Origin of the sequence: Microbulbifer sp. SAOS-129_SWC (genome assembly GCF_039696035.1) — a bacterium.
Classification (GTDB): Bacteria; Pseudomonadota; Gammaproteobacteria; order Pseudomonadales; family Cellvibrionaceae; genus Microbulbifer.
Genome location: NZ_CP155567.1, coordinates 4,348,566 through 4,373,045, shown reverse-complemented (window position 1 = coordinate 4,373,045; position 24,480 = coordinate 4,348,566). Strand labels below are relative to the sequence as shown.

At 63.4% G+C, this 24,480-nt stretch carries 23 protein-coding genes; 11 read left to right on the top strand and 12 right to left on the bottom strand.

The window, feature by feature from the left end:
- Positions 1–21: 21 nt before the first annotated feature.
- The 8 genes from ABDK11_RS18545 to ABDK11_RS18510 all read left to right on the top strand — a co-directional run bounded on the left by ABDK11_RS18545 (position 22) and on the right by ABDK11_RS18510 (position 8,848).
- Positions 22–1,254 (top strand): MFS transporter, encoded by a 1,233-nt coding sequence (locus ABDK11_RS18545; protein WP_346838016.1) that lies wholly within the window; start codon positions 22–24, stop codon positions 1,252–1,254.
- Entirely contained in the window at positions 1,241–2,176 is a 936-nt protein-coding gene (locus ABDK11_RS18540) for an alpha/beta hydrolase (protein WP_346838015.1), read from the top strand. The genes ABDK11_RS18545 and ABDK11_RS18540 overlap by 14 nt, the downstream gene beginning before the upstream one ends.
- Before the next feature lie 249 nt (positions 2,177–2,425).
- Entirely contained in the window at positions 2,426–3,085 is a 660-nt protein-coding gene (locus ABDK11_RS18535) for a TetR/AcrR family transcriptional regulator (protein ID WP_346838014.1), read from the top strand.
- Positions 3,082–3,849, top strand: coding sequence for an enoyl-CoA hydratase/isomerase family protein (locus ABDK11_RS18530; RefSeq protein WP_346838013.1), 768 nt, complete (start codon positions 3,082–3,084; stop codon positions 3,847–3,849). The genes ABDK11_RS18535 and ABDK11_RS18530 overlap by 4 nt, the downstream gene beginning before the upstream one ends.
- A 46-nt stretch (positions 3,850–3,895) precedes the next feature.
- Positions 3,896–6,367 carry an NHL repeat-containing protein gene (locus ABDK11_RS18525; RefSeq protein WP_346838012.1) on the top strand — a complete coding sequence of 824 codons (2,472 nt, stop codon included), beginning with the start codon at positions 3,896–3,898 and terminating at the stop codon, positions 6,365–6,367.
- Between the two features lie 71 nt (positions 6,368–6,438).
- A complete protein-coding gene (locus ABDK11_RS18520) occupies positions 6,439–7,974 on the top strand; it encodes a long-chain fatty acid--CoA ligase (RefSeq protein WP_346838011.1) in 1,536 nt (511 codons plus the stop codon).
- A 26-nt stretch (positions 7,975–8,000) separates the two neighbouring features.
- Positions 8,001–8,390, top strand: a complete 390-nt coding sequence (locus ABDK11_RS18515) for a MaoC/PaaZ C-terminal domain-containing protein (RefSeq protein ID WP_346838010.1) — start codon at positions 8,001–8,003, stop codon at positions 8,388–8,390.
- On the top strand, positions 8,387–8,848 hold the full coding sequence (locus ABDK11_RS18510; protein ID WP_346838009.1) for a hypothetical protein: 462 nt from the start codon (positions 8,387–8,389) through the stop codon (positions 8,846–8,848). Before ABDK11_RS18515 ends, ABDK11_RS18510 begins: the two co-directional genes overlap by 4 nt.
- A gap of 158 nt (positions 8,849–9,006) precedes the next feature.
- Here ABDK11_RS18510 and ABDK11_RS18505 read toward each other — a convergent pair whose 3' ends face one another.
- The 9 genes from ABDK11_RS18505 to hutC form a co-directional block, all read right to left on the bottom strand.
- Positions 9,007–9,627, bottom strand: a complete 621-nt coding sequence (locus ABDK11_RS18505) for a response regulator transcription factor (protein ID WP_346838008.1) — start codon at positions 9,625–9,627, stop codon at positions 9,007–9,009.
- 39 nt (positions 9,628–9,666) lie between these two features.
- Entirely contained in the window at positions 9,667–10,455 is a 789-nt protein-coding gene (locus ABDK11_RS18500) for a 3-hydroxybutyrate dehydrogenase (RefSeq protein WP_346838007.1), read from the bottom strand.
- A 138-nt stretch (positions 10,456–10,593) separates the two neighbouring features.
- Positions 10,594–10,992 carry a hypothetical protein gene (locus ABDK11_RS18495; RefSeq protein ID WP_346838006.1) on the bottom strand — a complete coding sequence of 133 codons (399 nt, stop codon included), beginning with the start codon at positions 10,990–10,992 and terminating at the stop codon, positions 10,594–10,596.
- A 106-nt stretch (positions 10,993–11,098) separates the two neighbouring features.
- Positions 11,099–11,440, bottom strand: coding sequence for a hypothetical protein (locus ABDK11_RS18490; protein WP_346838005.1), 342 nt, complete (start codon positions 11,438–11,440; stop codon positions 11,099–11,101).
- 149 nt (positions 11,441–11,589) lie between these two features.
- The gene (locus ABDK11_RS18485) at positions 11,590–11,892 is read right to left on the bottom strand and encodes a hypothetical protein (protein WP_346838004.1); all 303 of its coding nucleotides are present in this window, start codon (positions 11,890–11,892) and stop codon (positions 11,590–11,592) included.
- A 123-nt stretch (positions 11,893–12,015) separates the two neighbouring features.
- Positions 12,016–12,351: a hypothetical protein gene (locus ABDK11_RS18480; protein WP_346838003.1), complete on the bottom strand. Its 336-nt coding sequence runs from the start codon at positions 12,349–12,351 to the stop codon at positions 12,016–12,018.
- A 249-nt stretch (positions 12,352–12,600) separates the two neighbouring features.
- Positions 12,601–14,151: a histidine ammonia-lyase gene (gene hutH, locus ABDK11_RS18475; RefSeq protein ID WP_346838002.1), complete on the bottom strand. Its 1,551-nt coding sequence runs from the start codon at positions 14,149–14,151 to the stop codon at positions 12,601–12,603.
- Positions 14,152–14,229: 78 nt separating this feature from the next.
- Positions 14,230–15,903: a urocanate hydratase gene (hutU, locus tag ABDK11_RS18470; RefSeq protein ID WP_346838001.1), complete on the bottom strand. Its 1,674-nt coding sequence runs from the start codon at positions 15,901–15,903 to the stop codon at positions 14,230–14,232.
- Positions 15,904–16,153: 250 nt separating this feature from the next.
- Positions 16,154–16,885: a histidine utilization repressor gene (gene hutC, locus ABDK11_RS18465; protein WP_346838000.1), complete on the bottom strand. Its 732-nt coding sequence runs from the start codon at positions 16,883–16,885 to the stop codon at positions 16,154–16,156.
- Between the two features lie 266 nt (positions 16,886–17,151).
- On the opposite strand from hutC, the gene hutI reads away from it, so the two are divergent.
- Together hutI and hutG are read left to right on the top strand one after the other, a co-directional pair.
- Entirely contained in the window at positions 17,152–18,381 is a 1,230-nt protein-coding gene (gene hutI, locus ABDK11_RS18460; RefSeq protein ID WP_346837999.1) for an imidazolonepropionase, read from the top strand.
- Complete coding sequence (gene hutG / locus ABDK11_RS18455; RefSeq protein WP_346837998.1) at positions 18,365–19,318, top strand: formimidoylglutamase; 954 nt, start codon at positions 18,365–18,367, stop codon at positions 19,316–19,318. Before hutI ends, hutG begins: the two co-directional genes overlap by 17 nt.
- Before the next feature lie 176 nt (positions 19,319–19,494).
- Here the strand turns inward: hutG and ABDK11_RS18450 are convergent, their stop codons facing one another.
- The 3 genes from ABDK11_RS18450 to ABDK11_RS18440 form a co-directional block, all read right to left on the bottom strand.
- Complete coding sequence (locus ABDK11_RS18450) at positions 19,495–20,514, bottom strand: alpha/beta hydrolase (protein ID WP_346837997.1); 1,020 nt, start codon at positions 20,512–20,514, stop codon at positions 19,495–19,497.
- Positions 20,515–20,556: 42 nt separating this feature from the next.
- Complete coding sequence (locus ABDK11_RS18445) at positions 20,557–20,976, bottom strand: organic hydroperoxide resistance protein (protein WP_346837996.1); 420 nt, start codon at positions 20,974–20,976, stop codon at positions 20,557–20,559.
- Between the two features lie 173 nt (positions 20,977–21,149).
- Positions 21,150–21,608, bottom strand: coding sequence for a MarR family transcriptional regulator (locus ABDK11_RS18440; RefSeq protein WP_346837995.1), 459 nt, complete (start codon positions 21,606–21,608; stop codon positions 21,150–21,152).
- 311 nt (positions 21,609–21,919) lie between these two features.
- Here ABDK11_RS18440 and ABDK11_RS18435 point away from each other — a divergent pair, with 311 nt between their 5' ends.
- Positions 21,920–24,412: a TonB-dependent receptor gene (locus ABDK11_RS18435; RefSeq protein ID WP_346837994.1), complete on the top strand. Its 2,493-nt coding sequence runs from the start codon at positions 21,920–21,922 to the stop codon at positions 24,410–24,412.
- The last annotated feature ends 68 nt before the right edge of the window (positions 24,413–24,480 follow it).

Genomic DNA, 24,480 nt, shown 5'->3' with positions numbered 1-24,480 from the left:
TTTGCGATGAAGAAATATTTGTTGGAAATTCTGATGTTCAGCGCCTATGCGCTGTTTGCGGCGGCCTGGGTGTCCGGCGCGATCCTGACACCCCAGATCCAGGCGTCGTTCGGCGAGCAGGGGCTCGCCAATGCCACCTGGGGTACGTTGATGATCACCCTGGCCAAAATTGTCGGTAACCTGGCGGCGGCTATGGTGCTGGTGCGACTGGGCGCCAAGCGCGCCTTTACCCTGGCGATGTTGCTGATCGCCGCCGGAGGGATCGGCGCGTTCGCCGATGACTACACCGGCTGGCTGCTGTCGCGCCTGGCCATGGGCCTGGGCGGCGCGCTGGTGATTGTGTATTTCAACCCGGTGGTAATGCATTACTTCAGCGCGGAGGAGCGCCCGTTGATCAATGGCATCAACGCCGCAGCCTTCAATACCGGCAACCTGCTGGCGCTAAAGGGCACCGGCGCACTCACCGCCTGGCTGGGGACATGGGCGTGGTTTGCGCAGATGGGTACCTGGCAGCCGGTGGTAGGCCTGTACGGTGTCATGGTGGCGGCTCTGGCGCTGCTGTGGTGGCTGACGGCGGAAAATTTCCATCTGGGCGGCGGCAGTGCGGCGAATACCCCCGCGGAAAAATACGGCCTGCGTGAAGGCGTGCGCGAGGGCTTCAACTGGTGGCTGCCGCTGGCGTTTTGTGGCGTCCTGACGTTTTATATTGCCGCTTTTTCACTGTTTCCGCTCATTGACGGGTTTGCGGTGGCCACCGAAGACCTCGCGATCTTGCTGATTGCCGGGGGTATGTTGGGAACCGTCATCGGCATCACCGTGACCAAGCGTTTCCCACTGCGGCTGCCGGTGCTGCGTTTCTCGGGTCTGGGACTGGTGGCGTTTGCGGCGCTGATGCTGATCAGTCGCGAGCCGACCGTTGCCCAGATTGCAGCGTTTATGGCGGGTGTTGTCATGTTCATTCCGATGGCCGCGCTGATGACCCTGCCACAGGAATTACCGGGTATGACGCCGAAGCGTATTACCATCACTTTCGCCATGTTCTGGTCGATTTCCTATCTGGTCGCCACCCTGTTGATTTATGTTGCCGGGCTGCTGGCGGATCTCAGTGGCAAGCCGGCGGCGGCTGCCTACTTTGCCGGGGCCTGCTCGGCGACCATGTTCATATTCTCGTTCCTGCTGCCGGAGAGCGGCAGCAGATCTGGCAAAGAAAAAGCGGTAACCGGAGAGGGTGGTGAGAAGCGTGCGACAGCTTGATGTAAAACTGGCGGAGTGGCTGCAGACGTTTAATGCCCAGGTGGCGCAGCTGAATGCGGCGGGCTTCGAGCCCACACCGATCTCCGCGCGCGAGGGGCTCGCCAACCTGACCCGCGGCTTTGTGGCGCCGGGGCCGCAGATGGCGGTATGTGAATCCCTGGTGTATGGCGCGCACTACAATGTGCCGGTGCGCATCTATCAGCCCGAGGGCGCGCCGGCGGGCCCGGTAATTATCTATAGCCACGGTGGTGGCCATATGGCGGGCAGCGTGGCGGTGTACGACTCGATCTGTCGCCGTATCGCCGACGCCTGCCAGCGGGTGGTGATCGCGCCCGATTACCGCCTCGCGCCGGAAAATCCCTATCCGGCCGGTATTCAGGATTTGCTCACCGTGGTGCGCGGTGCCGCCGCGACCCTGGAGAAAAAAGGCATCGAGTGCGACGGGCGCTGGATTCTGATGGGCGATTCCGGCGGTGGCGCCATGACCGCCACGGCCAGCCATCTGCTACAGCATGAACGCCATCGCGTGATCGGCCAGGTGTTGATCTATCCCAGCCTGGATTACACGCTGCAGTTGCCCTCGATCGAGGAGAATGGCCGCGGTTACCTGCTGGAAAAAGAGAAGATCGGCTGGTACTTCGACAACTATTTCCAGGGTGCGGAGAACCGTTATCAGTGCTCGCCGCTGTATGGCGAGTTCACCGGACAACTGCCGCCGACGCTGGTGGTTACCGCCGAGTTCTGCCCACTGCGGGATGAGGGCTTCGCCTATGTGCAGCGCCTCGACGACGCGGGAGTGGCTGTGCAGAGCCTGCACTTTGACGGCATGATTCACGCCTTCCTGAATATGGAATCCCTGGTGGCGGAGGACTGCCAGCGTTTCTATCGCCATGCGGCGGAGTTTGTAACCGGTCTCGATTGAGCGGGCCCGGCCATCGCGCGGCGCCGTCCTGGCCCGCGCGCGCCTGTATTCCTTTCCGTAGATTTCTTTCCGTCGATTTCTCGCCCCGACTTCTCTCGCAGTGCGTTGATATCTGCTGGTTTAGCGCGTCTGCCGGCTTTCGACGGGCCTGTCTGTATGACCAAGGTATGAGTGGCTTGTGTTCGCGTGTGGCTTAACATGAATACTGATTCAGGTTTCATGCATTTCCGGACAATAGAAGACCTGCCCATGAGTATTGCTTCCAGCGCCAGCCTCGCCGCTACAACCGCTCCCGCTGCCAAGCCGGGGCTGCCCAAGACCGCCCGCGGTGCGCGCACCCGCGCCCGTATTCTGAAGGCCGCCGAGGAGACGTTTGGCAGCGCCGGTTTCCATCGCGCCAGTATCGCCGACATTACCCGCACCGCCGGCGTGGCGCTGGGGTCCTTCTACAACTACTTCGCCGGCAAGGAAGATGTGCTGCGCGAGCTGGTGAAGCACATGGGGCGCCAGTTGCGTGCGCACCTGGAGGCGGAAACGGCCGCGGCCGCCAACCGGCTGCAGGCCGAGGAGCAGGGGCTGCGCGCTTTTCTGCAGTACCTGCGCGCCAATCCCGCGCTCTACCGGGTGCTGCAGGAAGCCCAGTTCGTGGACGAAGCCATTTACCGGGATTACTACCAGGCCTTTGGCGAGCGCTACCTGAACATGCTCGCCAGTGCCTCCGGCAAGGGCGAGATTCGCCCCGGCAATAACGAGGTGCGGGTCTGGGCGCTGATGGGCATGTCCAACTTCCTCGGCATGCGCTATGCGCTGTGGGACCAGGAAACACCGTTTGATGACATTGTGGCCGCGGTCTCCGACCTGTTTCGCCACGGTCTCACCCCGGGCAGCAGCGAGGAGAAAATACAATGACAGCCCCCGTGCATTACCAGCTGGAAAACGGCGTGGCCACGCTGACCCTGAATCGCCCGGAGCGCCACAACGCGCTGGTGCAGGAGTTACTGGACGGCCTGCGCACGGCGCTGGCGCGCTGCCGGGCAGACCAGCCGGCGGCGCTGGTGCTGCGCGCGGAGGGGCGCTCCTTTTCCAGTGGCGGTGACGTCGGTGCCTTCTACGCGGTGCACCGCAGCGAGCGGCGCGCCTACGCCGAGCGTCTGGTCGGCGCGCTCAACGATGTCATGCTGGACCTGCTGCGGCTGCCGGTGCCCACGGTGGCGGAGGTGCACGGCATGGTAACCGGCGGTTCACTGGGGCTGGTGCTGGCCTGCGACATCGTGGTGGCCGGGCCCCGTGCCCATTTCGCACCCTGGTATACCGCCGTGGGATTCAGCCCGGATGGCGGCTGGACCGCGTTGATGCCCGAGCGTATCGGTCGCGGCAGGGCACTGGACGTACAGCTGACCAATCGCCGTATCGAGGCCGGCGACGCGCTGGCATGGGGGCTGGTGCAGTACCTGGCGGAAGACGGTGCGGTCAGCGACAAGGTCAGTGAAGTCGTCGAACGCCTGCGCAGTGCCAAAACCGGCAGTGTGCGCAACACCCTCAAACTGACGCGCCCGGATCCACGGCACGTAGCCACAGCGCTGGATGCCGAGCTGCGGCACTTTGTGGAACTGATCGACAGCGAGGAGGCGGATAGGGGTATGGCCGCCTTCCTCGGCATTAACGAGTCGTAACCAGAAGTAGTAAAACCCTCACCAATAAAAATAATGAGTGTGCACTATGCGAATGATGACTCCCCTGCGCGGATTGGGCCTGGCAATGCTGATCGGGGCCCAGCCCCTCACTGCCACCGCCGCTGTTACCTTTGCCGATGAGGACCGCTCTGCGGAACTCAGCGGCGAGCCGGCCCAGCAGCAGTACCAGTTCAATACACCCACAACGATCACCTATGACCGCGACACCCTGGCCCAGGGCGCGGCCAGCACGCGCGTCTATGTTGCCGATATGGGCAACCACGAGATCAAGGTCCTGAATCTGAACGGCGCCCTGATCGGTACCCTGGATGACGCCGACCAGACCCTGGCCGCCGACAGCCCGGCGGCCAGTGTGCCGGATATCCGCGCGCCGCTGGGTATTGCCTTCCTGTCCAGGAGCGAGGCCGATGACGATCGCCTCGCCGGCCTGTATGTGAACGATGTCGGGCGCCAGCAGATCCACTTTTTCCGCACGGTCAGCGGTGCCGCCGGCGATTTCGAGTATGTGACCTCGTTCGGCCAGCCCGGCCACGGCGGTGGAGAGGACATCTACCTGCCGCGGAACATGGTGATCACACCGCAGGGATTCATTTACGTATCGGATGAATTCAACCATCGCGTCAAGGCGTTCAGCATCGACCCGGACAACGGCTACCAGGTCACTCTGCTGCAGACACTGGGCTACCAGGACGGCAGCGGTAAATACGTGGAAGCGGGGCCCATTATCCGCGGCGTGGATAAGGATTACGGCAGTGACTCTACTGACTACGATGACTACGCCGGTGAACCGGACAAGCGCGATGGGTTCCGTATTCCACAGGGTATGACCTACTACCAGTCGCCGGACAATGGCGCGACTTATGTGTATGTGGCGGACAATGGCAACAACCGCATCAAAATCTTCCGCGTCGATACCACTACCGGCCAGCTCACGCTGGACGACATGCTGGGGCGTTTTCGCGATGACGATGGCAATGTCGATCACCTGAAGCGCCCGCGCGGCGTGCGCACGGATCTGGACGGCAACCTCTACGTGGCCGATACCTACAACGGCCGCATCATCCGCTTCCCGAACCTGGCGAGCACCAGTGATACCAACCCGGTGCGCTATCGCAGCAGCGGTAGCGCCGATGCCCAGGCCACCTGGGTGTACGGCCACCTCGGCATCCATCAGGTGGAGATGCGCTCGGCCTCCGCCACCGAGGATGAGGCGTTCCAGCTGCCCAATGACCTGGTGCCGGTGATCGGTCCGAATGGGGATTTTTATCGCGAGAATATCTATGCATGGGGTTACTACTTTCCCAATGCGCGGGTAAACCTGGTCAGCGACGCCGGCAACAATCGCATCAAGAAGTGCTGGAGCAGCAGCGACGGCACCAGCCTGCTGCGCTGCTCGGTATCGGAAGGGGTCGGCGGTGTGGCCCACAACGAGTTCTGGGGGCACCCCCGTGACCTGGCGGGCCAGCTCCATTCGTCCAGTGGCATGGCCTGGCTGTCGTCGAAGAACCGCCTGCTGGTGAGTGATACACCCAACACGCGCATCAATATGTACGATGCCAGCGGCAACTACCTCGGCCGTTTTCCCGGCACCAATATCAGCTACGGTGTCACCGGCATCGCCACCTTTACCGACAGCAACATTGGCGAGGCTGTGGCGGTACTGGTGGGGGCGGATGCGACCCTGCCGTGGCCCTATACCGGCGACGCCAGCCTGCGAATTTACGACGCGGACGGCAACCTGCAAGAGCTGTTCAATCTTACCTACCGCACTTCGGGGCTGTCGGTGCCAGCCATCGCGCTGACAACCAGCAACAGCAATTACCCGGTAGCGGTGTCGGCCAGTACCGGTGCCAACCCGGACGAGCACGGCATCTTTATTTCCAGCTTCGGTAACTATGTATGGCGCTTCGACTACGACAGTGGCAGCGGCACCCTGAATGGCAACTGGTATGCCGGTGGCGCCGACGCCAACAAGGGCAATGACCTGGGCGCGGGCTGGAGCCTGGGGCCGGATTTCTTTGCCCAGGGGGCGGCCGGCACTTTCGACCAGATCGGCAGTGTACTGGCACTCGGGAGCCGGGTTTATGTCACCGACCGGCGCAACCAGCGCATCCAGGCCCTGAACCCGGCCAACGGTGCGCTGATCGGTCAAATGGGTATCGGCGGCGGAACCTATGAACACCCCGACAGCCTCGATCCGCAGCGCTTGTTCCTGCCCGCGGGCCTCGCCTACGACGCACAGCAAGACGCCCTGCTGGTAGCCGATGGCTTCAATATGGTGGCCCGGGCCTGGGACAACCCCGACGGCTATAGCCCGGATACCAGCGGTGTGATCAGCCCGGCCTACCAGGGCCACTGGCTCGACCCCGCCCTGGGTACCCGCGCAGGTGGTCTGTTCGACGCCGAGCAAATCGCAGCGGGCAATGGGTCTGTCTACGTGTTCTCGTTGATCAGCAACCGCATTACCAAGTTCAGCTGGAGCGAGATCAACCCCTGAGCTGCGCCTGAAGCCGGGGAGCGGCGCGCCGCGCCGTTCCCGGGCAAAAGAATAAGAATACGGAGGTAACCATGGAAATGTTTGACCTGCTGGCCCAGCGGGCACGGGTAACGCCGGAGCGGCCCGCGCTCGAAGATCTGGAAAGCGGCGAGCGCTATAACTACCGCGCGTTCAACGAGCGCGCAGCGCGCCTGGCCGCGGCCGCGTGCGGGCAGTGGGGCCTGCGTGAGGGCGACCGGCTCGCGTACCTGGGCCACAGCCGCGCGGAGTTTTTCGCCATGCTGTTCGGCTGTGCCAAGGCCGGCCTGATCCTGGTGCCGCTGAACTGGCGTCTGGCGACGCCGGAGCTGAAAGTGCTGATCGACGATTGCGACCCGGCCGCGCTGGTGTTCGGCGGCGAGTTTGCCGAAGTCGCGGCGGCGCTCGGCGAGCACCGGCCGTCCCTCACCCTGGTAACGCTGGACGGTGCCGGCGATGCGCAGCGGCACAGTTGCCGGGACTACCACCGCGACCTGGCCGCGACCGAGCCGGACCTGGCGCCGCATCCGGACAAGAGCCCGGACACGCCCTGGTACCTGCTCTATACCTCCGGCACTACCGGCCGACCCAAGGGGGTGATCCAGACCTTCCGCATGATGCTGGCAAATCACTTCAATATCGGCCTGGCGGTGAACCTCAACGCCGACGATGTACTGCTCAACGTGTTGCCGCTGTTCCACACCGCCGGCATCAACCTGTATTCCTCGGCGGTGTTTCTGGTGGGCGGCTGCGTGCTGGTGGCACGCAACTTCGATCCCGCGCAGGTACTGCAGGTACTGGAAAGCCGCGCCACGATTTTCTTCGCGGTACCCGCGGTCTACCAGGCGCTGCTGGAGCAGCCGGCGTTCGACGGTAAGCGGCTTGAACACGTACGCTCCTGGGGGTGTGGTGGTGCGCCGCTGTCGCTGCCGGTGGCGCAGCGCTACGTGGCCCAGGGCATCCGTATCCGTACCGGCATGGGCATGACCGAAACCGGGCCTACGGTGTTTCTCCTCGACGAAGACCTGGTGCTCGACAAGATCGGTTCGGTGGGGCGCCCGCAGTTGCTTACCGAGGTGCGCATCGTCGACCGCGACGGGCGCGACCTGCCCACGGGCGAGGCCGGCGAGCTGCTGATTCGCGGCCCCGGCGTCACCCCCGGTTACTGGAACCGCGCGGATGCCACCCGCGACGCAATCCGTGATGGCTGGCTGCACAGCGGCGACGTGGCGCGCTGTGACGCGGATGGCTGCTACTACATCGTCGACCGCTGGAAAGATATGTACATCTCCGGGGGGGAGAATGTGTATCCCGCGGAAGTGGAAAAAGTGCTCGAGCAGCATCCGGCGATTGCCGAAGTGGCAGTGGTGGGCATGCCCGACGAGCGCTGGGGCGAGGTGGGCAAGGCCTACCTGGGCGTGCGCGCCGACAGCGACGCGCCGGGCGAAGACGAGCTGCACGCATTCTGTCGCGAGCGCCTCGCGGGCTACAAGGTGCCCAGGGCGTTCCAGGTACTGGAGGCGCTGCCGCGCAATGCGCTCGGCAAGGTGATCAAGCAGGCGTTGCGCGACGACGCGGCCCGGCGCTGAGACTTATCCACAGAGGTATAACCAAAATGCACAGAGACTTTCAGCGGGACTTCGTCCTTACCCAGGACGACTTCAATCGCTTCGCCGACTTGAGCGGCGACCACAATCCGATTCACGTGGATCCGGAGTATTCCGCGGCAACCCGCTTCGGCGCCACGGTATCCCACGGCATGTTGTTGTTTAGCGTGCTGCGCGGCCTGATTCACGCGCACTATCCCGGCGCGCGGCTGCAGAGCCAGGACCTGAAATTTCCCGCCCCGGCCTACGCCGACGAGCAGCTGACCGCCACTCTGGTCGCCGAGGCGCCGGCCGCCGATGGCTGCATCGAGCTGGTCACGCGGATTACCCGCGGCGAAGAAAAGGTCTGCCTGGAGGGCCGTTGTCGGCTGGTATTGAATGAGGGGGAGCAGCCATGAGCGAAACTGAAACAGCCATGAGCGAATCTGAAACAGCCTTGAGCGATACTAAAAAGACCTCGAGCGCAAAAAAAGCCACGCAGGAATCACTGCCGCGTTTCCACGCCCTGCAGCTGGGCGACAGCGTTGCCGTGCAGCGCAGCTTTGACCGGCAGGCGCTGGCCGAATGGGGCCGGCTGGCAAACGTCGGGGGCACGTGCGGGGAAGTGCCGGAGCCGCTGATCGCCGGCCTGTTTTCCTACCTGCTCGGTGAGGAGCTGCCCGGCCACGGCACCAACTATCTCAAACAGCACATGCGGTTCCATGCGCTGGCCCAGCCCGGTGAGCTGCTCACCGCCACGGTCGCGGTGACCCGGCGGCGCCCCGACAAGGCGCTGGTGAATCTGCAAACCCGTTGCACCGGCGACGGCGGGCGCCTGATCTGTGACGGCGATGCACTGGTGCTGTTCCAGTGCTGACGCCGGCCACATAAGCCGGGCTCACCTGCGAGTCACACACCACCCTGCGCTACAACGTGCAGGCCGCCCGGTCTATGCGTCAACCCGGGGGCGGCATAGACCGGGGCAAAAGCCGGATAGGCGTTTGCCGCCTTTTCCACGGTTCGCTGGTGGGGAAATCAGAACTGGACGAGCGACTGCGCTTCGCGAATCAGCTGTTTGCGGTCGCGCAGCTCCAGCTTGCGCAGAATGGCCGTTACATGACTTTTTACGGTGGGTTCGGTGATGTCCAGTTCGTAGGCGATCTGCTTGTTGAGCATGCCCTGCGCGATCATCTGGAAAATACGCAGCTGCTGCGTGGTCAGTCGCGACAGGCGTTCGGCCAGGGATACCTCTTCCGTCTCCGCCATGGCCTCCTGGCTAAACCACTGCCCACCGGCAAAAATACTGTCGAGACACTCGACGATCTCCTCGGGCCGCGCAGTCTTCGACAGGAAGCCGCTGGCCCCAAAGCCCGCCGCCTGCTGGATCACCGGGTTTTTATCGCTGCCGGAGACCACCACCACCGGCACCGCCGGGAAGTCGTTGCGGATCTGCGCGAGGCCGTTGAAGCCCTCGCTGCCGGGCATGTTCAGGTCGAGTAGGAGCAGGTCGATCTCGGTATCCCGGAGGCACGCGAGGGTTGATTGCAGGTCTTCACTCTGCACCAGCGCGCAATCCGGGAACTGGCGCGACAGCGTAGTGGCCAGCGCGTCGCGGTAGAGGGGGTGGTCGTCGGCAATCAGCAGTCGGTAATTCACATCACACCCGATACATTATTTTTATGGGTGTGCAGGATACTACTGTGCGGTCCAGCCGCCGTCCACCGGCATCGCGGTGCCGGTGATGGTGCTGGCAAAGTCGCCACACAGGTAGAGTACCAGCGCACCGATGGCTTCCGGGCTGGTGGCCCTGGTCATTGGTTGCTTGGCGCCGATCAACTGCGCGCGCGCCGCATCCAGATCGATGCCCTGCTCTTGCGCAATGGATTCAATCTGCGGCTGGATCAGCGGCGTCTCCACCCAGCCGGGGCAGATGGCGTTGGCGGTCACGCCGCAGTCGGCGTTTTCCAGGGCCAGCACCTTGGTGAGGCCGACCAGGCCGTGTTTGGCCGCGCAGTAGGCCGCCTTGTGTTCCGAGGCCACCAGGCCGTGCACCGAGGAAATATTGATGATGCGGCCCCACTGGCTGGCGCGCATGGCCGGCAGCAGGTCGCGCGACAGGTAGAAAGCGGCACTCAGGTTGATGGAGATCACCCGCTGCCACTGTTCGCCGGGAAACTCGTGCGCCGGAGCGGTGAACTGCACGCCGGCGTTGTTGACCAGCAGGCCGGGGTTGCCCAGCGCTTCGCGGGTTTCCGCCACCAGCTGGGCGCAGCCGGCTTCGCTGGAGATATCGGCATCACTGAAACCGCAGTTGATACCGTAGCGGTCGCTAAACGCCTGCCGCAGCGATTCCCCCTCGGCGGGAGACTGCAAACCGTGCAGCATCACCGGGTAACCGGCATCGGCGACTGCATGGGCAATGGCGAGTCCGATTCCGCTGGTGGAGCCGGTGATAAGGGCTGGTTGTAATTGGTTCCGCTGCACTGGTTACTCCCGCGCTTGGTTGGCGAGCGCCGCGCTCCGAAGGCGGAACGCGGCGCTCTACTGCTTGCGATTGGAAAAATCCTAGCAGTGGCGAGAGCGCCGGTCTGTATGACCAAGGTATGAAGCGCAGCGGCTCGCTCAACGCCGTCCGCGATGGCCGCGATGGCCGCCTGCCGGGCGGTGGTAGCTGCCGCTGGGGCGGTGATAGCTGCCACCGGGGCGGTGATGCGGCCGGTTCTGGTAGTGCGGGCGATTGTGGTAGTAACGGTGGCCGCGATAGTTGTGGTAGCGGTAGTTGGGGTAGCCGTGGCGGTAGTAGCGGTAGCGCGGGTAGTAGCGGTAGTACCGCGGCGATGAGTAGTAGAGTGAAATGCTGCTTGACGGGTAGTAATACGGGTAGCCGCCGTAGTAACTGCCATAGTAACCACCGCCGCCATAGTAACCGCCGCCATAGTAGCCATCGGTGGCGCAGGCGCCGAGGGTCAGCGCCGTGCACACCGTGGCGGCGACCAGTCCGGTTTTGAGTTTTCTGTTCATAACGCAATCTCCTCAGTGGGGAATCACCCGTGGGTTACGGCATTCCCTGCGGCACAGGAGCGTGTCGCTCGCCAGTCGATTGGGTTCGGGGCTGCCGGATCGCACATCAGCGCGGGCGCGGTCTCGGCGGGGGAGTGATCGGCACCGGGTTGGGATACACGGGCCGGCTGTAGTAACGGGGTGGGCGCGGCCGATAGTAGCTGCCGTTCCAGTAGTAATTCGGATGGCGCTGGTTGTGACAGATGCCGCCGGGGTGGCAGTGGTAGTAGCGCCCCTTCACCCGGTAATAACCCGGTGTCGAGGTGGCGGCGCCCCAGTTGGAGTAACTGGAGTAGCCGGGGTAGGCGGAATAGCCGGTCTCGGCGCAGGCGGCGAGAGCCAGGACCGCCGCGGCCGCCAGCGCGCAACGCGTGCCGGCCTGCAGCAGCTTGCCGGGCAGCAGTTTCATGTCAGACCTCCGCGCCCCAGTGGCGGGTAAAACGTCTAATAATCAGCCTAGCAGGCCTGGCGTAGATTTCCTCAAATTGGCAAAAAGAGTTCGCGTGGTTGGCGAGAGTGCGGGGTCGGCGCGATGACCGACCCCGGGGCCAGGTCGGATTAACGGCGATGTCCCTGATGGCGGCCGGCAGGACGGTGATAGCTGCCGCCGGGGCGGCCGGGACGATATCCGGGGCGGTTGTGATAGTGGTGGTGGCCGCGATAGCGATAGTGGCCGCGGTAATAGCGTCGATCGTAGCGATAGTAGCGCGGCGATGAGTAGTACAGGGAAATGTTACTGGATGGATAGTAACCGTTGGAGTAGTAGCGACCACCGTAATAGCCGTCCGTTGCGCAGGCACCCAGGGTCAGTGCCGCGCACACCGTCGCGGCCAGCAGCCCGGTTTTGATGACTCTCTTCATAACGCAATCTCCTAATTCGGGTAAATCCCGTTGGTTACGGCACTCCCTGCGGCACCGGGGTGTCGCTCGCCAGTCGATTGGATGTCGGCCAGTACTGAACGGTTGTCGTGGTGCAATATTGAATCAGCGTGGTCGCCCGCTGAGTGGTCGGCTGGGCGAGCGGTAGTCGCCGTGCATGCTGTTCATGTAATAGTCGTGCATGTGGTGCATACCGCCCATGCCGTGCATGTAATAGTCGCGGGCGTTGTGGCACAGGCCGTTGGGATGGCAGTGGTAATAGCGGCTGTTGGCGCGCTGATAGAGATGCGCGCCCGAATGGACTGAAGAGTTGCCCGAAGAGTGGGCCGAACTACTAGTCATCATGCCGGTGTTAGTACAGGCCGGTAGGGACAGCGCTGCCGTCACTAGCAGCGCGCAGCCGGCGCCGCCAAGCAGCAGCCGTTGGGTCAGCCGTTTCATTGAAACCTCCGCACCGAGGGCGGGTAAAACGCAAATTGGCCCGCTTCGCAGGCTGGACGCAAGTTTTTCAAATAGACCTGAAAATGCGCGTCGTTGAAGTGGGAACGATAGTGTCGCGGTGAGAGGGAAAGAAGAGTCGGCGCGCCGGGGTGATACTGTAGAGATGCCGGCTTGCGTCGCCGGTCACTGCGGCCAAAAAGAAAAGGCACCGGTTTGACGCGGTGCCTTTTTGCGGACGGTTACAAACTATTAATGCGTGCTGGGCATCAGCGCGCTGTCGACAAACTGCAGATAGTCGGCGGCGGCCAGCAGCTGCTTGGCTTCCTCGATATCCGGCGCGAAGTAGCGGTCCTTGTCATAGAAGGGGACGCGCTCGCGCAGCGTCGCCTTGGCCGCTTCCAGTTTTTCGGTGGTCTTCAGCGGCGCGCGGAAGTCCAGGCCCTGGCAGGCGGCCAGCAGTTCCACGGCGAGAATGCCGCAGGTGTTGTCGGCCATGTCGCGCAGACGGCGGCCGGCGAAGGTGGCCATGGACACATGGTCTTCCTGGTTGGCGGACGTCGGCAGGGAATCCACGCTGGCCGGGTGGGCCAGGGACTTGTTCTCACTGGCCAGGGCCGCGCCGGTGACCTGGGCAATCATAAAGCCGGAGTTCACCCCGCCGTTGTCGACCAGGAACGGCGGCAGGCCGGACAGGTTGGAGTCGATCAGCAGGGCCATGCGGCGCTCGGACAGCGCGCCGATTTCCGCCAGCGCCAGCGCCAGGTTGTCGGCGACCATCGCCACCGGCTCGGCGTGGAAGTTGCCACCGGAAATGATGTCGGAGTTGGCCGGATCCTGTTCATCGGTAAACACCAGCGGGTTGTCGGAAACACCGTTGGCTTCCGCCAGCAGTACCTCGGCGGCGAAGCGGATCTGCTGCAGGCAGGCGCCCATGACCTGCGGCTGGCAGCGGAGGCTATAGGGATCCTGCACTTTCTCGCAGTTTTCGTGCGATTCGCCGATCTCGCTTTTCTCGCCCAGCAGCGCACGGAAAATACCGGCTACATCGCGCTGCGCTTGCTGGCCGCGCACCAGGTGAATGCGGTCGTCGAACGGGCGGCGTGAGCCCTTGGCCGCTTCCAGGGTCAGGGCACCGGTGACCAGGCCACCGGCGAACAGGTCCTCGGCGGCGAACAGGCCCAGCAGCGCAAACGCGGTGGACGCCTGGGTGCCGTTCAGCAGGGCCAGGCCTTCCTTCGGCGCCAGCGTGATGGGTTCCAGGCCGGCTTTCTTCAGGCCCTCGGCCGCGGCTTTGCGCTGGCCGTCGATAAAGCACTCGCCCTCGCCCAGCAGCACCACGCTCATATGTGCCAGCGGGGCCAGGTCACCGGAGGCGCCCACGGAACCCTTCTCCGGAATCGCCGGGAAGACGCCGGCATTGACCAGTTTGATCAGCGCCTCGATCACCTGCGGGCGCACACCGGAAAAGCCGCGCGACAGCGAGTTGATCTTCAGTACCATCAGCAGGCGCACGGTGGCCTCGTTCATGAAGTCGCCGGTACCGGCGGCATGGCTCAGCACGATGGCGCGCTGCAGGGTTTCCAGGTCCTTCTTTTCGATGCGGGTGTTGGCCAGCAGGCCAAAGCCGGTATTGATGCCGTAAACGGTACGGCCCTGCTCCAGCACCTCCGCCACGGTGCGGGCGGAGGCTTCGATGGCCGGGTAGGCGTCTTTGCTCAGGGACAGCTCGACCGGCTCGCGCGCGACGCGGCGCAGGTCGGCGAGGCTCAGTTGGCCGGGGTTGATTTCCAGTTGGTACATAGATTTTTTCACCGAAAATAAAATCGTAAATTCTCGTCAGAAAGCGTTTCACGCGCAGTCGGCGTAAAAAGTTTTCTGTCAGTCTTTCAGCATCGGCAGGTCCAGCCCCTGCTCCTTCGCGCATTGCTTGGCGATGTCGTAGCCCGCATCCGCGTGACGCATCACGCCGGTGGCGGGGTCGTTCCACAGCACGCGGCCGATGCGCTTGCCGGCGGCTTGTGTGCCGTCACACACGATGACCACGCCGGAGTGCTGGGAGAAGCCCATGCCCACGCCGCCGCCGTGGTGCAGGGACACCCAGGTGGCGCCGGAGGCGGTGTTCAGCAGTGCGTTCAGCAGCGGCCAGTCGGATACCGCATCGCTGCCGTCGAGCATGGATTCGGTTTCGCGGTTGGGGCTGGCCACGGAGCCGGAATCGAGGTGGTCGCGGCCGATCACTACCGGTGCTTCCAGCTCGCCGTTGGCGACCATCTCGTTGAAGGCCTGTGCCAGGCGCGCGCGGTCTTTCAGACCGACCCAGCAGATACGCGCGGGCAGACCCTGGAACTGGATGCGCTCGCGGGCCATATCCAGCCAGTTGTGCAGCTGCGGGTTGTCTGGGATCAGCTCCTTCACCTTGGCGTCGGTCTTGTAGATATCTTCCGGGTTGCCGGACAGTGCCGCCCAGCGGAACGGGCCGATACCCTCGCAGAACAGCGGGCGGATGTAGGCGGGCACAAAGCCGGGGAAATCGAACGCGTTCTCGACACCTTCCTCGAACGCCATCTGGCGGATGTTGTTGCCGTAGTCGAGAGTGGCGGCGCCGCGCTCTTGCAGGGTGAGCATCGCCTGCACCTGGATCGCCATGGACTTCTTCGCTTCCTTGACCACCAGCGCTTCGTCCTGCTTGCGCATTTCGGCGGCCTGTTCCATGGTCCAGCCTTTCGGTAGGTAGCCGTTCAGCGGGTCGTGGGCGGAGGTCTGGTCGGTGACGACGTCCGGCTGGATGCCGCGCTCGACGATTTCCGGGAAGACGTCGGCGGCGTTGCCGAGCAGGCCGACGGAAATGGCTTCACCTTTTTCCATGGCTTCGTTGATCATCGCCAGCGCTTCGTCGAGGCTGGTGGCTTTCTTGTCCACATAGCCGGTGCGCAGGCGGAAGTCGATGCGGGTTTCGTCGCACTCGACCGCGATCATGCTGAAGCCGGCCATGGTGGCGGCCAGCGGCTGGGCGCCGCCCATGCCGCCGAGGCCGCCGGTCAGGACCCATTTGCCTTTGGCCACGCCGTCGAAGTGTTTGCGTGCGACCGCGGCGAAGGTTTCATAGGTGCCCTGCACGATGCCCTGGGAGCCGATGTAGATCCAGGAGCCGGCGGTCATCTGGCCGTACATGGCCAGGCCCTTTTTATCCAGCTCGTTGAAGTGTTCCCAGTTGGCCCAGTGCGGTACCAGGTTGGAGTTGGCGATCAGCACGCGCGGGGCGTCGGCGTGGGTTTTGAATACGCCGACGGGTTTGCCGGACTGCACCAGCAGGGTCTCGTCGTCTTCGAGGCGCTTCAGTACCTCGACGATCTTGTCGTAGCACTCCCAGTCGCGCGCGGCGCGGCCGATACCGCCGTAGACCACCAGATCTTCGGGGCGCTCGGCCACGTCCGGGTGCAGGTTGTTCATCAGCATGCGCAGCGGCGCTTCGGTGAGCCAGCTTTTGGCATTCAGTTTGGTGCCGGTGGGGGCGGCAATTTTGCGGCTGGGGTCGTGGCGTTTATCGGTCATGGTTGCCTCGTCTTTTGTCCAAATTCTGTGGATAAGTTTGAATTTGCTTTTGGTGGGCTTTTGGCCCGCCGTATTACGTGCTGCGGATTTTGGTTCTGTGGCGGCGGGATACCGGGGAAGGGTTTTCAGTATCGCTGTGTACCCATCCCTGGGCGCTGCGGCGGCGACGTCCTGTCGCCGACGCTCCTGAAAACCCTTCCCCGGCACCCCGCCTTCAATTCCCGGTTTGAGCTTCGTAGCTCCTCTTTTTTTAAAACCTCAGTTGTGCGCCCAATCGGTATCGGTTTCCGGGGTGCACCAGCCGCGCAAAACTCACGATGCCGGCGCGACTCTTGGTGCGCCGCCAGATCTGCAGGCAGGCGCTGTGCGGGGCTAGCACCAGCGCCTCGGCCACGTCCGCTTCCGCGGCGATGGCCTCAACGGTAGTGTCGGCCTCGGTCAGCGGCGCAACCCGCGACAGGTAGGCGTTGGGGGTGGTGGCGCTGAAGTCCTGCTGCAGATAGTCCGGGGCCAGGGCCGGGTTGGTGAAGCGCTCTTCCCACTGGATCGGCAGGTCGTTGTCGCAATGGACTATGATCGAGTGGAATAGTCGCGCGCCCTCCGGCACGCCCAGCGCGCGGGCCACATCCGCCGGCGCGGCGTCTTCGCGCAGTAACAGGATGCGGCTGCTGTAGCTGTGGCCGCGGGCCGATACCTCGTCGGCAATATTGCGCACCTCGAGCAGCGAGCCCGCCGGCACCGGTTCGGCCACGAAGGTACCGAGCCCCTGGGTGCGCATCAGCACACCCTCGTCGGTCAGTTCGCTCAGCGCGCGGCGCGCGGTCATGCGGCTGACACCGAACTCCCGCGCCAGGTCGTTTTCTGACGGCACGCGGAAGTGCACGGGCCAGTGGCCGGCCTCGATCTGCTGGCGGATATGCCGCTTGATCGCCGCATAGCGTGGTTCGTTGCTGGGTGTCGTCGGCGCGCTTGCAGTATTCATGGGTTCAGGTACAGTGCTTTGCAGGCTTGTATAGGGTTGTATATACAAGGTTGCGGCTACTATGGTGGCCGCCGTTGCCGGTGTCAAGCCGCGCGTCGCGCCCGCGTGTAGCGGGGCGCCGAAACCGCGTTGAAACCGGGAACCGCCCGTCCACACCATCGAGCGACTATCGTTACAAAAAGGAAATCCGCGCCGCCGGTATACCTGCGGTCCCCGCGCCATCGCGCCGGGACCCCTGCGTCCGCGAGCCGGAGCAAAGAGAGCTTATGACAGAACGCTGTGACCTTCTGATTACCAACGTCCACGCCGCCACCATGGATCCGTCCATCGCCGGTGGCTACGGCGCCGTGGAAGATGCCGCGGTGGCGGTGACCAACGGCAAGATCGTGTGGCTGGGGCCGCGCCGCGAGTTGCCGGACTGCACTGCCGACCGCACCGTCGACGGTGAGGGCCAGTGGCTGACGCCGGGGCTGATCGACTGCCATACCCATCTGGTGTACGGCGGCCACCGTGCCGGTGAGTTCGCGCGGCGCCTCGGTGGCGAGAGCTATGAGGAAGTGGCGCGTGCCGGCGGTGGTATTCTGTCGACCGTGCGCGCGACCCGCGCGGCCAGTGCCGAAGACCTGTATCGCGGCGCCGAGACGCGCCTGCGCGCGCTGATGGCGGAAGGCGTCACCACGCTGGAAATCAAATCCGGCTATGGCCTGGATCTGGACACCGAGCTGAAACAGCTGCGCACTGCGCGCCGGCTGGCCCAGCACTACCCGGTGGAGATCGCCACCACCTGCCTGGCCGCGCACGCGCTGCCGCCGGAGTACGACGGCCGCGCCGACGAGTACATCGACCTGGTGTGCGAGCAGATATTGCCGGCGGTGGCCAAGGAGCAGCTGGCCGACGCGGTGGATATGTTCTGCGAATCCATCGCCTTCTCGGTTGAGCAGTGCCAGCGCGTGATCGACACGGCGCAAAAGCTCGATCTGCCGGTAAAAGTGCACGCTGAACAACTGGCGCACACCGGCGCCACCGCCATGGCCGCCAAAGCCAGCGCGCTGTCGGTGGACCACATCGAATACATCTCTGACACCGACGTCGCGGCGATGGCCGACAGCGGCACCGTGGCGGTACTGCTGCCCGGCGCCTTCTACACACTGCACGAGACCCGCGTGCCGCCGGTGGACAAGCTGCGCGCCTCGGGCGTGTCGATGGCGCTGTCCACCGACCTGAACCCCGGCAGCTGCCCGATTGCGTCGCTGCGGCTGATGATGAATATGGGCTGTAACCTGTTCGGCCTGACCCCGGCCGAAGCGCTGGCCGGCGTCACCCGTTCGGCCGCGCGCGCGCTGGGCCTGTGCTGTTCCCGCGGCGTGCTGCGCCCGGGGCTGCGCGCCGACATGGTGCTGTGGCCGATGGACACCCCCGACCAGCTGGCCTATGAAGTGGGCGCGCTGAAACCGTCACAGATCTTTTTCGGAGGCAGAGATGTTACAGCTGGCTGATATGAATCTGTGGAGCGGGCGCACCGACAGCGAAGACGGCAAGGCCGGTGAGCGCTGGCACCAGCGCATTACCCCGCTGCAGCTGGACAGCCCGCCCGGACTCGCCATTCTCGGCTTTGCCTCGGATGAGGGGGTGCGTCGCAACAAGGGGCGCATCGGCGCTGCCAAGGGCCCGCGCATCCTGCGCCTGGCCATGGCCAACCTGCCGGCCACTTTCGACGCGCCGCTGTACGACGCCGGCAACGTGAAGGTGGAAAAAGAAGATCTGGAATCCGCCCAGGCGTTGCTGGGTGCGCGTATTACCGAGTTGCTCGACGGCGGCCACTTCCCGCTGGTGCTCGGTGGGGGCCACGAGATCGCCTACGGCAGCTACCAGGGCATCGCCCGCTGGATGCGCGAGCTGCACCGCGACAAGACCCTCGGCGTGATCAATTTCGACGCGCACCTCGACCTGCGCGTGCCCAGCCCGCAGGGCTCCTCGGGCACGCCGTTTTACCAGATCTCGGAACAGTGCGAGATCAACGGCCGCCCGTTCCACTACCTGTGTATCGGCGCCGCCGACAACGCCAACACGCCGGCGCTGTACAACCGCGCCGACGAGCTGGGCGCCCGGGTGATCCGCGATCGCGAGATCACCGCGTGGAACCTGGAGGTGGTAAAGCAGCAGATTCGCGACTATATCGACGGCGTGGACTTCGTGTACCTGACCGTGTGCCTGGATGTCTTCCCGGCCGCGGTAATGCCGGCGGTCAGCGCGCCGGCCGGCCGCGGTGTGCCGCTGGAACTGTTCGAGCCCCTGCTCGATACCGTGCTGGAATCCGGCAAGGTGTGCCTAGCGGATATGGCCGAGTTCAATCCCTATTTCGATATCGAAGACCACGCCGCGCGCACAGCAGCGCGGGTCGGGTTTCAGATCGCCAATGGGATGAAGGGCTAGCTTTAACGCAGATCTATGACACCGGTGCACGCAGGGCGCCGGTGCCTGTTCGGAATACGTCTATATGAGCAAGGGGAAGCAATGCGCGGTTCTTGCCAGGTAGCGGTTTGATACAGGTGGTGGGTCGTTGTGCGGCCCGAAAAAAAGGCCCCTTGCGGGGCCCTGGGCGGAACGTTTTAGCGGAGATGCCGTTTCAGTGCGGTCCCCGCCTGATCCAGCGAATCCTGAACGGCTGCCACTCTGCTCAGTGGATTCAGTAGTCCGAAGTCGTGAATCATGCCGTTGTAGCGCACGGCGGTGACGGTTACGCCAGCGGCGTTCAGCTTGCGTGCGTAGGCTTCGCCTTCATCGCGCAACACATCCTTTTCCGCGGTCTGGATCAGTGCCGGCGGCAGCCCCTTGAGTTGCGCCTTACTCGCGCGCAGGGGTGATGCATAGATCTCCGCCCGCTGCTTGGGGTCGGTGGTGTAATTGTCCCAGAACCATTTCATCATGTTGCGTGTAAGGAAGTGCCCCTGGGCAAATTCCCGGTAGGAGGCAGTGCTGAAGTTGGCGTCGGTCACTGGCCACAGCAGCAGCTGGAAGCGGATCTTGGGCGTGCCCTTCTCCTTGGCCATTAGGGCGACTACCGCCGCCATATTGCCGCCGACGCTATTACCCGCCACTGCCAGGCGCGAGCCATCCACACCGATTTCCTTGCCGTGTTCTGCCACCCATTTGGTCGCCGCGTAGGCCTGGTTGATCGCGGTCGGGTAGTGGGCTTCCGGCGATGGCGTGTAGTCGACATAGACTGCCGCCGCACCGGAGCGATTGACCAGATCGCGGATCAGGCGTTCGTGGGTGGGGTAGTCGCCGAGTACCCAGCCACCGCCGTGGAAAAACATGAATACCGGCAGTGTTTCTCTGGTGCCCTTTGGTTTAACAATGGTGAGCTGCAGGGGCTTGCCGTCAGCCTGGATGGTTTTATCCGATACATCCGCTGGCGGTAATTGGGCGCCCTGCTGGGCGCCCGTCAACACTGCGCGGGCATCGGCTGGTGACAGCTGTTCGAGCGGTTTGCCGCCGCCCTGCTCCAGCGCCTCGAGGAACTGCTGCGTGTGCTGTTCCACTCCCGGGGAGCCGGCGCCGAAGGCGACGGCAGTATCCAGGGCGAAGAACAGGGACAACAGCAGTCTGGATACAGATGGCTTTTTCATGACGTTTACCTCTGATTTGTCGGGATCAAACCCGACCTTGTTTCAGCTGGAGACGTGCAGGCGCACATCCACGTTGTTGCGGGTGGCGTTGGAGTAAGGGCATACCTGGTGCGCCTTTGCCACCAGATCTTCTGCGACCGCCTGCTCCAGTCCGGGCAGGGCGACATAGAGGTCGATATCCAGACCAAAACCGTTGTCGGTCGGGCCGATCCCTACTTCGCCGCGTACGCTGGCGTCTTCCGGCACAGCGATTTTTTCCTTGCCGCCGACAAATTTCATCGCGCCGATAAAACACGCGGAGTAGCCGGCGGCAAACAGCTGTTCCGGGTTGGTGGCGTCGCCGCCGGGACCGCCCAGTTCTTTCGGCGTGGTCAGTTTGACGTCGAGAATGCCGTCGGAAGATTTGGCCTGGCCGTCACGGCCGCCGGTGGCTGTGGCTATTGCGGTGTAGAGAACTTGCATGGCTGTTACCTCAATCGGTGATGGAGAAGTGTGGATTGCTGTGCTGGGCACGGAGAGAAAGTTATCGCGATAACAGTTATTGCGATAATCGAATGTTGCTATGACCTTGATAGTCTCGATTCAAAGGTGAGGAATGGCGGGGCCTGGCGGGACTCTGGGGGCAATGTGGCCCGTTAGTCAGGATCGCGAATCAGGCTGTTGAGCGCGTGGCGCACCGTTTCTATCTGTGCCTTCAGATCGCGGGCGGCGTTGCGGTCGAGTCCGCTGGCGCGCAACACCTGGGCGGGGATATCGGCGGCGCGCCGCTGCAGGGACTTGCCTTTGGGGGTCAGGCACAGGTGGACCCTGCGCTCATCTGCGGGGTCGCGGCGGCGGTCGATCAGTGCCTGGGCTTCCAGCCGCTTGATGACCGGGCTCAGGGCGCCTTTGTCCTGGGCGAGTCGCTCGCTCAGTTCGGTGACGGTGATGCCGTCGTCCTCCCACAGTACCAGCATGATCAGGTACTGGGGATAGGTCAGGCCCAGTTCTTCTAGCAGAGGTTTATACAGTTTGCTCATGGCCAGCGATGTTGAATAAAGGCTAAAGCACAATTGGTTGTCGAGCTTGAGCGCCTCGTAAGAATTTTTGGCCATGGTGTTCCGACGATGGGTAGTGAGTGGTGCCTGCCAGTTTAGCGTAACCGGCAATATAACTTGTCCGTTGGCGACGCGGCGGCCAACTGGAACAAGCATTTTGCTTGGTTTTGGTACGATCGTATAGCCAGGAAAATATCCCTATGATAATTTTCGATCAGACAGCTTTGGGAAGGCTTGCGGAGAAAATAATAATGCGCCGCAATTGGTACGCTCCGGTACGCCGGTGATGTGCCTGTGGCCATCGATTATTTGTGGTTCTCCTACCGCGGCCGCGCGCCGCAAATAACAATAATCGATTGGAGATACCGATGCTCAAACCCACTCAGATCGTACGCCGCCCGCTGGCGCTGGCGATTGCGCTTGCCGCCAGTGCCCCGGTACTCGCCGAGGATCTCGCCCTGGAAGAGGTTACCGTCACCGCACAGAAGCGCGAGCAGAATGCGCTGGAAGTGCCGGTGACCGTGGATACCTTTTCCAGTGAGGACATGGACAACACCAACACGCTCAAGCTGAGCGACATGGCCGACTATATTCCCGGCTTCGAGGCCGGCTCCAGCATTACCCAGTCGGCGTTGAGTATTCGCGGTGTCAGCAGCCCCAGCATCAGCGCCGGCGGCGATCCGTCGGTGGCGGTGTTCTACGACGATGCCTATGTGCCCAGCCCGGCCACGTCGATGTCGTTCGCCGACATGCAGCGCGTGGAAGTCTTGAAAGGCCCGCAGGGCACCCTGTTCGGACGCAACGCCGCCGCCGGCACCGTCAATATGGTGCCCAACCCGCCGCAGGAAGATTTCGATGCGTTTGTGTCGGCGCGCGTAGGCAACTACGGCCTGCAGCATGTAGAGGGCATGATCAACGCACCGGTGACCGACAACCTGTTCGTGCGCGGCAACCTGATGAGTTTCCAGCGCGACGGCTTTGTGGATAACGTCTACCCTGGCGGCACCGATTCCGGCGCCGAAGATATCCTCACCGGGCGCCTGGCGGCGCTGTGGCAGATCAGCGACAGCACTTCCGCGCAGCTGGCCTACGACTGGGATGACGTGGATAACGCATCGCGCCAGGCCATCGGTGTTAGCCCCTACAGTTACAGCACGGATCCCTTTGCCGGCAAGGTAGAGAACGACGTGATGAACGGCGTCGAGACCCGCTCCATGTCCGCCGTCAACGGCAAGCTGATGCACACCTTCAACGATGCCTGGAGCCTGAAATGGGTTTCCAACTACCGCCAGTGGAAAACCTACAACCGCGAAGATGAGGACGGCACCGCCGATACCAGCCGCTACCTGGATACCAACAATATTTTCGATTCCGATATCAGCTACCACGAGCTGCAGGTGAATTTCACCGGCGAGCGTCTGACCGCGGTGATGGGGGCGAACTACTCGAGCGAGAATATCTACCAGAGCACCGATGTCACCGCCACCGCCAGCTCCATCACGCGGCTGGTGACCACCGATATCGTCAACGACCCGACGCTGCGCGAGCAGATCGCCGGCGGCGCGGCGCTGTCGGCGGGCGGTTACCCCGGCGATGGCGGCATCGGTGATATGGCAGCCGGCCAGGCGCTGGCGGCGCTGGACAGTGTCGACCACCTGTGGGAGCCGGACGACTGGGCCACCTTCACCAGCCTGATTTCGCCGGCGATCGGTGCCAGCGGACCGCTGCCGCAGACCAGCGACATGTACGACATGCTCGCCTACAACGTGCTCGGCACCGGCATGCTGTTCGGCCCCGACTACGCTGGCCAGAACTGGGTAGAGCGGGTGGAGAACACCGGCGACTTCACCAACTGGGGCGTCTATGTCGATGTGGATTACTCGCTCACCGACAAGATCGATGTCCTCGCCGGCCTGCGTTACAGCAACGACCGCAAGCGCTTCACCTGGCTCACCCCCGGCACCAACTACCGGGATATCCGCCCGGGTGTGGAAGAGGTGATCTTCTCCACTGCCGACAATTACAATGTGGCCCAGGGGCAGCGTGAAGCGAGTGATGAATGGAGCGCGACCACTGGCCGCCTGGTGGGCCAGTACCACTTCAGCGATCGCGCCATGGCGTTCCTGTCCTACTCCACCGGCTACAAGTCCGGTGGTTACGACTCCCTCAACCTGCGCACCGCCGACACCCCGATCGCCCCGGAAAATGTGGATAACATCGAGCTCGGCGTGAAGGGCGACCTGCTCGACAGCCTGCGCGTACAGCTCAGCTATTTCGACATGACCGTGAACGACCGCCAGCGCAGTGTCGAGAGCAAGCCGCCGGGCTCTGCCAACGCGCTGCCGCGAGTCATCAATGGCGACCAGCAGTTCAATGGCTTTGAAGTGACCGTCGACTGGCTGCCGCTGGACAGCTTGCGCTTCGGCCTGGTGACCACTATTCGCGATCAGGAATCCCAGTGGAAGCCGTTCTACGACGCCGAGGGTGAACTGCAGCAGGACAGCAGCAAGTCCTCCACCAACACCGCCTACACGCTGGCCATGGATTGGGCGCCGCAGATCCCGGTGGGATCGATGAACCTGCATATGGACTACATCTACGCTGAAAATGCCGATCAGCTGGAGCCGGGCTACCTGGCACGCTTCAGCGCCATCGACGGTGTCGGTGTGGACGACAAGCGCCTGAACGGGCGCCTGTCCTGGCAGAGAAACGGTTACGAGCTGGCGCTGTGGGGCCGTAACCTGCTCGACAACGAGCGCGCCGGTATTCCCAGTGGCCGCACACTGGAAGTATTCGGCACGCCCTACACCAGCATCTCTGAACCGCGCACATTTGGCGCAGAAGTGCGGTACAACTTCTAAAGTACCGCCTTTCTCCAACTCCCGGGTCACTTGCGCCCCTCTCCTTCCGGGGAGGGGCCGGGTGCAGG